Source organism: Acinetobacter sp. NBRC 110496 (assembly GCF_000876115.1).
In the GTDB taxonomy this organism is placed as follows: Bacteria; Pseudomonadota; Gammaproteobacteria; order Pseudomonadales; family Moraxellaceae; genus Acinetobacter.
Genome location: NZ_BBTF01000010.1, coordinates 87,674 through 97,184 on the forward strand (window position 1 = coordinate 87,674; position 9,511 = coordinate 97,184).

Genomic DNA, 9,511 nt, shown 5'->3' on the forward strand with positions numbered 1-9,511 from the left:
TCCTATTTTTTCTGTTTCTTCGGCAAAATATCGGTGAGCTTACAAATGATTCCAAGCATAATTTCATCTGCACCGCCGCCAATCGACCCTAAGCGCCCATCACGGAACAGTTGTGATGCAGGGTTATCCCACATAAAGCCATTACCGCCCCAATATTGCAGACAGCTATCTGCCACTTCACGGCTTAAACGCCCTGCTTTTAGCTTCGCCATTGACGCCATCAAGGTTGCATCCTCACCAGCAATATGCTGCTCACAGGCTTGATAAGTTAGAGCTTTCAGTGCTGCGACTTCAGTCATCAGCTCAGCAAAACGAAAATGTACATATTGGTTATGAATCAGGGGCTGACCAAAGGTAGTACGCTCTTTGGCATAATCAATGGTTTGCTGAATGACCTTTTCCATCCCTCCCACCGCATTGGCACAGGCCCACATACGTTCCTCTTGGAACTGCATCATTTGCATCATAAAGCCCATGCCTTCCACACCAACTAAATTGCGTTGCGGTACTCGAACATTGTCAAAATAGACTTGTGCAGTAGTGGTTGAACGCATGCCCAATTTATTCAGTGGCTCTGAAAAACTAATCCCTGCTGTCTTGGCTGGGACAATAATCATGGATTTATTGACGTGTGGTTTGTCATCCGAGGTATTTGCCAATAGACAAAAGAAATCGGCTTGCAGTGAGTTGGTAATCCACATTTTGCTGCCGTTAATGACATAATCATCGCCATCTTTTTTTGCTGTAGTCTTAATGGCTGCAACGTCAGAACCCGCATGCACTTCCGAGACTGCAATCGATGCCACATATTCGCCACGAATCGCAGGGTTTAGAAACTCATCTCGTAATTCTTTGCTGCCAAAACGTGCCAGTGCAGGCGTCGCCATATCGGTCTGCACGCCAATCGCAAGTGGTACGCCCCCACACGCGGCACGACCTAACTCTTCTGCCACGACAAGATTGTATGAATAATCGAGTCCTAAACCACCATTCTCCTCAGGCTTACAAATCCCCAATAAGCCTAAATCTCCCATTTTCTTAAATACGTCATGAATTGGAAAACGGCCTGCTGCTTCCCATTCTGGAATAAAAGGGTTTAATTCATTTTCCACAAACTGACGTGTGGTACGGCGTAAAGCTTCATGTTCTGCGGTAAATTTCATTGTTTTTGTTCCTTAAAATTAATCTCCCCTAACCCCTCTTTAATTAAAGAGGAGAACTCCTCCCTTTTTAAAGGGAGGCTGGGAGGGATTATTAAAATCTCGACACACCAAATCGGGTTGGATTTAACTCACGTTGCTGTGCTTCATACATGGTTTGTAATAAGAAAATCAGTACTTTTCGGGTATCTCTCGGATCGATAATGCCGTCGTCATGCAGCATTGCCGTATTGAACAATGCAGTCGACTGTTGTTCCAATTTCATGGCTGTGCTTTGTTCCAAGAAGTCCAGCATCTGCGGATTCGGTTCCATCCCTGAGGCTTTTTGTTTGCCCTCAGCCACGATACGCAAGACTTTGCCCGCTTGTGCTGCACCCATCACTGCAACATGTGAATTGGGCCATGCAAAGATAAATTGTGGCGACAAACTGCGGCCACACATGGCATAGTTGCCTGCGCCATAAGAACCTGCAACCACAATCGAAATCTTGGGTACTGTGGCATTGGCCACAGCCTGGATCAGCTTGGAACCATGTTTGATAATGCCGTTCTGTTCGGCATCGGTTCCGACCATAAAACCAGTGGTATTGTGAAGGAACAAGAGTGGGCGTTGGGTCTGTTCACAAAGATGAATAAACTGCGCTGCTTTAGCCGCTCCCTGCGGGGTAATTGGGCCATTATTGGTAATGATGCCAATATGTAGCCCTCCCATTTTTGCCCAGCCACAGACCGTTAAAGCATCATATTCCTGCTTGAATTCCAGAAAATCTGAATCATCAATGATCCGTGCAATGATTTCTTTCATATCAAAAGGTTGCTTTGGATCTTGAGGAATAATGCCTAACAATTCCTCCGCAGCATAACGCGGTTCTTTATAATGCTGATTCAATTGTGCGGTTTGTTCTTTCCAGTTCAGGTGTTCAATAATCTCACGGGCTAAACGAATACCATCAGCATCATTTTCCGCAAGATATTCCGCCACGCCTGAAACCTGAGTATGCATTTCCGCACCACCCAGCTCTTCCGCAGTTGCAACCTCACCTGTTGCTGCCAATAACAACGGTGGTCCTGCCAATAGCATTTCAGTCTGTTTACGTACTGCAATTACATAATCAGATAAACCTGGCTGATAAGCCCCACCCGCGGTTGCATTGCCATGCACCACCGCAACTTGGGGAATCCCTGCCGCAGATAAACGCGCCTGATTGGCAAAGGTCATGCCGCCATAAGTAAATACTTCCGCTGCATAATTCAGGTTAGCTCCGCCACTTTCTGTCAATGTCACCATCGGTAACTTTTGCTCTAATGCGATCTTTTGCAAGCGTAAGGTTTTATGTACGCCCATTGGGGACATGGTGCCACCTTTGATGGCACTATTACTGGCAGAAACCAGCGCACGCACACCACTGACAAAACCAATCCCTGCAATCACACCACCGCCAGCTTCGGAACCATCTTTATCGTCATGCATGTTGTAGCCAACCAAACCACATAACTCAATAAAAGGTGAATCCGCATCTAACAGCAAGCGAATACGCTCATGCGGCAAAATCTTGCCTTTCTTGTCGAATTTAGGTTTTGCTGCATAAGACTTATCAATACTCTTTTGCTGTACGGCACGAACCTCAGCCAGTTGAGCCAGTAAAGCTTCTCGATTCTGCTGATATTGTTCACTCCCGACCGCAATTTCAGATTGGAGAATAGTCATGTTTATTCTCCATCAGTTTTGAATATGTCAGGGATAAAAGCACGATGGAAACCATTAAAGGCTTCATTGTTGATTGCATCAGCCAATGGATACATCCGTGTGCCTTGTGAAGCAGCCCCATCAATGCGGAGGGTGACACCTGATACAAAAGCCGCTGCATCAGAAAGTAGATAACAAATCGCCGAGGAAATTTCTGATTCTGTACCCATACGTTTTAACGGAACATTACTCGCTAAACTTGGAATGATCACTTTGGCAAAATCACCGCTATAATTGTCCATGCCCGAAGAAATAATCCAGCCCGGTGCAACTGCATTGACACGTACTCCAGATTTACCCCATTCCACTGAAGCCGTTTTGGTCAGATTATCTACCCCTGAGCGTGCTGCGCCTGAATGCCCCATGCCCGGCATACCGCCCCACATGTCTGCGGTCATATTCACAATGCTGCCGCCGTGCTTTGTCATCCACTGGTTATAGGCTTCTCGCATCAGGTAAAAAGTTGAGTGCAGGTTATTACGAACCACGGCATCAAAACCATTGGCAGAAATATTCTCTAATGCAGAAGGAAATTGTCCACCCGCATTATTGACTAAACCATCGAGCTTGCCGAATTTTTCCAGCACTTCCGCAATCATGTTTTTGACTTGCTCTTCATCACGGTTGTCACAGACGATGAAATGGACCTTGCCGCCATCTTCCAGAATTTCCTGGCTAACCTTTTCCAGTTTTTCAAGTTTGCGTCCGGTAATGATGACTTGCGCTCCTAAGGATGCCAGTTCATGTGCAGTACAACGGCCAATACCAGAGCCACCTCCTGTTACAATAATGACTTTATCAGCAAACGCATCTGGCCTGAAAATTGATTGATAACCCATGTTTACATCCTTAATATTTTTCTAACAATTGAGCTGGCACTTTCACCGGCATATCCAATAATTGCTGTGCAAAGGCTTTGCCCTGCGGGTCAATCCGCAAACTGGCAATCCCACCGCCACCCAATGCATTTTCCAGCATGAAATTCAGTGCATGCATGGCTGGCAATTCATAACGAATCACTTTTGATTTATCAGGATCAAGAACATGCTGCATATACGCAGCAACATTGGCTTCAGTCAGTGCGGCACGAATCCATGGTAAATATTCTGCTTGACGTGCAATGACCCCAATATTGCTATGATTGCCTTTATCGCCACTACGTGCATGTGCCACCTCAATCAAAGGCACTTCAATCTCATCGCCTTGATAGGTTGCCACTTCCCCCACTGGATGTAGCTCGACCTCTGGTGCCGTTTGCCCTGTTGGAATCTGTACGGGATAACGCTGCCCTGCAAAATCGACTTCGATCTTTAATTGATCTTTATCAATCAAGAATGAAAATAGTTTCACCACGGCCGATGCTTTAGGGCGACCACCAACAATCCCTGCCAATGCAGGTGCCATGCCTGTTGAAGCTTGGGCAATTTCAGAAGCAAAGAACATACAGGCTTCTTTAAACAGATGCTTAACCGCGATCTTAACCACTACTTCGCGACTGTCTGTCACTTTCGCATGTGCACCATAAGTACTTTCAATGCCGAGAATTTCGACTGATTTTTCACTAAATGGTGGGACTGAGCGTAGTGCCAAGACTCGTTCACATTTATTCAGAATGGCATCCGCAATCACTTGGGCTTTTTCTGGTGCTTCACGACCTGCGATTAAGAAACTGACCAAGACACGATAACCATCCGCATAGGTCGCACTGACTTTATATTGCTGAGTTGGCGGACGACCTGTGGCACCAGTCACTTTGACTCGATGCTCTCCCACCTGTTCTAAATGTACTTGGCTAAAATCAGCGCTTACATCGGGTAAAAGATAGGCTTGCGGATTGCCAATTTCGTAAACGATCTGCTCTGCTACAGTCGCAGTCGAAACCAATCCACCCGTTCCTTTGGGCTTGGTCACGATAAATGAAGCATCAGCACTGACTTCTACGATTGGAAAGCCCATATTGTCAAAGCCTTGAACCAGACGCCAATCGGTAAAATTTCCGCCTGTACACTGCGCACCACATTCAATCACATGCCCAGCCAAGGAACCTTGTGCTAGCTTGTCATAATCATCGAGGGACCATTTGTATTCATGTAACAGTGGAGCAAGCACAACTGCGGAGTCGACCACACGGCCTGTAATCACAATATCTGCACCTAAGTCCAAAGCATCACGAATCGCAACTGCACCGAGATAGGCATTGCTACTGGCCACATGTGCAGGCAAGGCATCGCCATTAAACATTTCCTGAACATTTTGGGTGAGTAATTCAGCATGCTTTGGCAATACATCATCGCCTAACACCACAGCAACTTTTAAATCCAAGCCTTTTTCATCAATGATTTTCTGTAAGGCATCACGGCAAGCCAATGGATTTACCCCACCTGCATTACTGATCACTTTAATTTTTTTCTCAGCAATTTTATGGATCAGGGGTGCCATCACTCGACTGACAAAATCCAGTGCATAACCATGACTTGGATCCAGCATCATCGCCTTGGCCATAATCGACATGGTGATTTCTGACAGATAATCAAAGACTAAATAATCAATATCACTCAGATGCACCAACTGAAAGGCAGCGGTATTGGTATCGCCCCAAAACCCTGATGCACACCCGATTTTGACTAGCCTCTGGTCATCCTGTTTGACACTTGTCATGCGCTTTCTCATTGTTATTACTAAAAACGCCTTAACATTACCAAGCAAGTGCTTGGTTTGTAAAGTGCATAATGCTATGCTGTATTGGCAAGAACAGACAAACTCAAGCAAATGCTTGTTATAAAAAGATAAGACAATTCATGAAATGAATTTTGTTACAATAGACTTTAGATTAAACGGGATAGACGGATAGGCATGATCGCAACCTCAATTGAGCAAATACCCAAGATTGTTTGTTTTGATGACAGTCCACGCGGGCGTCTACTGCAAGGTGCTGCCTATCTGTTCTATAAGCAGGGTTATGATAAAACCACGGTTCGTCAGCTCGGTGAGTTTATTGGCATTCAATCGGGTAGCCTGTTTCATCACTTTAAAAGCAAAGATGAGATTCTGGCGACAGTGATGGAACAAACCATTATCTATAACTTCGCCCGCTTAAAAGAAGCGGCTGAACGCTCAACTGATCCTGAACAGCAATTACGTCATCTCATCAAAGCTGAATTACTTTCCATTGCAGGTGATACAGGTGCGGCTATGGCCGTATTGGTGCATGAATGGTTTGCACTATCAAAAGAAAAACAAGACTACCTTTTAAAAATGCGTAATGAATATGAGCAAGTCTGGCTAGATGTGATTGAAAAACTACGCGCCCAAGGTAAAGTCAAACATGATGCTTTTATCTGGCGTCGTTTGCTCGGCGGTTCGATTTCTTGGACCGTGACTTGGTATAGACCCGAAGGCAAAGTCAAAATTGATGAATTGACTGACATGGTTTGGGAAATGGCAGTGAAATGAGTCCAGTCTATTTGCGTAAGCCGCAACGCAGTGATTTAACTGAAATCAAACATGCCTACTCAAATAGTATTCATCTGCATCAACCGTGGGCCTATCCGCCGACTGATTTTGAACACTACCTCGCTCAAGAACATCGTTATTTTGTCTGCTTGAAAGAAAATCATGCCATTGTTGGCACCTTTAATATCTCCAATATTATCCGAGGTCACTTCCATTCTGCCTATTTAGGTTATGAAGCCTTTTATCCTTATGCAGGACAAGGCTATATGCGGCATGGACTGCAACTGGTTTTACACGAAGCATTTCAAACTCTCAATCTGCATCGACTAGAAGCCAATATCCAACCAGACAATCTATCCTCTATTCGCCTTGTTGCACATGCAGGTTTTATAAAAGAAGGGTTCTCTCGCCAATACCTGCGTGTCGGTGGAAAAGAATGGAAAGACCATGAGCGTTGGGCCATTTTAAATAGCGATTGGACCGATAAAAAATACCAGACTTTTTAATCGTTGAAATATCGGATCTATTAAGGTAAAAAGAAACTAATGCCAATTCTTTAGGCGAAATATATGCAACATCAAAGATTGCCGTTTTGGGTCTACGCTCAGGATTCATCTATTTGGTATATCGCAGTTCATTCTGCGGGAAAAGGAGCTTATTGGCTTGAACCAATACGATAAGCTCCTGGAGATCATTTTAATAACCCAATTGCTTACTAATTAAGTCCTTCATGATCTCTTCTGCACCACCACCAATCATATTCACCTTCACTTCACGATAAATACGTTCAGATTTGGTACCGCGCATAAAACCCATACCTCCAAGTGTTTGTACCGCAGCATCGGCACAGAATTGCATGGTTTGAGTCGCAACATTCTTCAACATACAAATCTGGGCAATCAGTTCACTGCCCTGCAATTCAGGCTTACCCAAGCGATAAGCCGTATCCTCGAGTAAAGCACGCGTTGTAGTCAGACGAGTGGCCATATCCACCAATTTATGACGCATCACCTGATGATCAACCAGACGTTTACCAAAGGTTTGACGTTGTTGAGCCCAATCCAATGCTTCCTCATAACAAGTCAAGGCAAAGCCATAACTACTGGCTGCAAGGAAAAAACGCTCCATATTGAAGTTATTCATAATCACCAGAAAGCCCATATTTTCAGGGCCTAATAAATGGCTGGCAGGTACTTTGACATTGTCAAAATGCAAATGTGCAGTATCTGATGCCCACCAACCCATTTTATCCAGTTTGGTTTTAGTGATTCCTGCACTATGCGCATCAATCAAAAGCATGGATATACCATTTGCGCCTTTCGCATTCGGATCGGTACGCACTGCAACTGAGTAATAATCTGCTCGCATTCCTGAAGTAATAAAGGTCTTTTCACCACTTACCAGAAAATAATCACCTTCACGCACTGCCTTGGTTTTAAGTGAAGCGACATCTGAACCCCCTCCTGGCTCGGTAATTGCCAATGCTGAAATTTTTTCACCCGATAAAATCTTGGGCAGTACCTGAGCTTTGACCTCTTCATTGGCAAAATGTTGGATGGGTGGCGCACCAATGGTATGTGACAGTAAGGAAGCAGCTAAGCCACCCGAAGCACATTTTGCTAACTCAATCGAAGATAACAACGTATAAAATGCATCTGTACCCGCAATCCCACCATATTGCTCTTCAAACCCTAATCCCAACAAACCAATATCTGCGGCTTTCTTATAGAGCTCTCTCGGAAAGGTTTCGCTTTCATCCCATTCATTGATAAAAGGCGAAATTTCTTTTTCAACAAAACGTCGAATACTCTTGGCAAATTCAAGATGCTGCTCGCTATAGTACAAAGGATTAAGGTGCATATTCTGCTTCCTAGCAATTATTGATCATTGTTTACTGAATGAACACTAAAGTAGCAAAAGCACAGAAACCAAGCAAGCGCTTGGCACAATTAAAGATTAAAAAAACATGTCAAAAGGGTCATCGAGTCATAAAACTATATTTTTAATCGACCACGAAATCCGCGGGTCGCATAATAAGATTGTGCGCCGTTGTGATAGGTAAAAACACGGCCATAACGGCTATCACAAAAAATTGCACCGCCCAATTTACGCACATCTTCAGGCGTTTTTACCCAACTTGAGGTTTTTAAATCAAAATGTTCAACCGATTGTAATTGCTTATATTGTTCTTCCGTCAGCAATTCAATTCCAATCACTTCCGCAACTTCAACCGCATTGTTTTCGGGCTTATGTTCTTTACGTGCATCCAAAGCAGCACGATCATAACAAAGGCTTCTACGCCCTTTGGGCGTTTCCACTGCACAATCATAAAACGCAATTTCTGATGACTTTGAATCAAATGAAACTACATCTGGCTCTCCACCCGTATCTTCCATTTGATTGAGTGACCATAACTTTTCTGGCTGCTGTTGTAATCGATCTTCAATATCAGCCCAATTCAAGTCTTTATGACGATGCATATTTTTTTGAAAACGCTTTTTTAATCCATCTAATAGTGCTGCAACTTGTTCTGGATCTAACTTTTTATGCTTGGTCATTTTTGTTCTCTAAATTTGATGATTACACCGAACTTCCATCAAAATGATTAACATTGATGCTTTCCAAATCTAAATCTTCGATACACCTGATATTAAGGGCATACATTTTATTGCCTTTAGGATCAACGCCAACTGCATAAGGATGAATGCCACAGCTCGTGCAAAAATGATGATCGATCACATGTTTATTAAATTGATAACTCGCTAATGCATCTTCTTGGACTGAAATATCAACCTGATCCGTAGGTAAAAACCATAATAACGAGCCTTTTCTTTGACAAATCGAACAGTTACATGACAATGCCTCGGTTAACTCCCCCTGTACAACAAAGGAGATTTTTCCGCAGTGACAACTTCCCTTATATTCCATTTTCTTTTCCTTTTTTAATTTTTATCTAGTATTAATGCATTGCTTATAAAAGTTCAAAGGTGATTCTGTTAATCAATACTCAGGCAGGGCTAACTCCAGAAATGTTGGCATTGTTGACACTTAGTTCCATGTTTATAAAAAAATAACGGAAAACCAAGTAATAAGAAAACTAAATATGCGGGCCGCTTCCCTTCTGTATACGGCTGTATATCGCTACTACCAC

The 9,511-nt window shown here is 43.7% G+C and carries 9 protein-coding genes and 1 pseudogene; 2 read left to right on the forward strand and 8 right to left on the reverse strand.

All coding sequences use genetic code 11. From position 1 onward, the window contains the following. Nucleotides 1–2: 2 nt before the first annotated feature. The 4 genes from Aba26S_RS07505 to Aba26S_RS07520 form a co-directional block, all read right to left on the reverse strand. The gene (locus Aba26S_RS07505) at nt 3–1,163 is read right to left on the reverse strand and encodes an acyl-CoA dehydrogenase family protein (protein ID WP_043971104.1); all 1,161 of its coding nucleotides are present in this window, start codon (nt 1,161–1,163) and stop codon (nt 3–5) included. A 91-nt stretch (nt 1,164–1,254) separates the two neighbouring features. After that, on the reverse strand, nt 1,255–2,868 hold the full coding sequence (locus Aba26S_RS07510) for an acyl-CoA carboxylase subunit beta (RefSeq protein WP_043971107.1): 1,614 nt from the start codon (nt 2,866–2,868) through the stop codon (nt 1,255–1,257). 2 nt (nt 2,869–2,870) lie between these two features. Next, nucleotides 2,871–3,746 carry an SDR family oxidoreductase gene (locus tag Aba26S_RS07515; RefSeq protein WP_043971109.1) on the reverse strand — a complete coding sequence of 292 codons (876 nt, stop codon included), beginning with the start codon at nt 3,744–3,746 and terminating at the stop codon, nt 2,871–2,873. 10 nt (nt 3,747–3,756) lie between these two features. Beyond that, the gene (locus Aba26S_RS07520) at nt 3,757–5,565 is read right to left on the reverse strand and encodes an acyclic terpene utilization AtuA family protein (RefSeq protein WP_043971111.1); all 1,809 of its coding nucleotides are present in this window, start codon (nt 5,563–5,565) and stop codon (nt 3,757–3,759) included. A 195-nt stretch (nt 5,566–5,760) separates the two neighbouring features. On the opposite strand from Aba26S_RS07520, the gene Aba26S_RS07525 reads away from it, so the two are divergent. Both Aba26S_RS07525 and Aba26S_RS07530 read left to right on the forward strand, forming a co-directional pair. Next, nucleotides 5,761–6,360, forward strand: a complete 600-nt coding sequence (locus Aba26S_RS07525) for a TetR/AcrR family transcriptional regulator (protein ID WP_005149660.1) — start codon at nt 5,761–5,763, stop codon at nt 6,358–6,360. After that, complete coding sequence (locus Aba26S_RS07530; RefSeq protein WP_043971115.1) at nt 6,357–6,866, forward strand: GNAT family N-acetyltransferase; 510 nt, start codon at nt 6,357–6,359, stop codon at nt 6,864–6,866. The genes Aba26S_RS07525 and Aba26S_RS07530 overlap by 4 nt, the downstream gene beginning before the upstream one ends. A 190-nt stretch (nt 6,867–7,056) precedes the next feature. On the opposite strand, the gene Aba26S_RS07535 is transcribed toward Aba26S_RS07530, so the two are convergent. The 4 genes and pseudogenes from Aba26S_RS07535 to Aba26S_RS07550 all read right to left on the reverse strand — a co-directional run. Further along, complete coding sequence (locus Aba26S_RS07535) at nt 7,057–8,220, reverse strand: acyl-CoA dehydrogenase family protein (RefSeq protein WP_043971118.1); 1,164 nt, start codon at nt 8,218–8,220, stop codon at nt 7,057–7,059. Between the two features lie 134 nt (nt 8,221–8,354). Next, nucleotides 8,355–8,918: a DUF4256 domain-containing protein gene (locus tag Aba26S_RS07540; RefSeq protein WP_005244406.1), complete on the reverse strand. Its 564-nt coding sequence runs from the start codon at nt 8,916–8,918 to the stop codon at nt 8,355–8,357. Nucleotides 8,919–8,940: 22 nt separating this feature from the next. After that, entirely contained in the window at nt 8,941–9,288 is a 348-nt protein-coding gene (locus Aba26S_RS07545; RefSeq protein ID WP_043971119.1) for a GFA family protein, read from the reverse strand. Nucleotides 9,289–9,377: 89 nt separating this feature from the next. Beyond that, a pseudogene (locus Aba26S_RS07550) lies at nt 9,378–9,511 on the reverse strand (DUF2007 domain-containing protein); the annotation flags it as partial.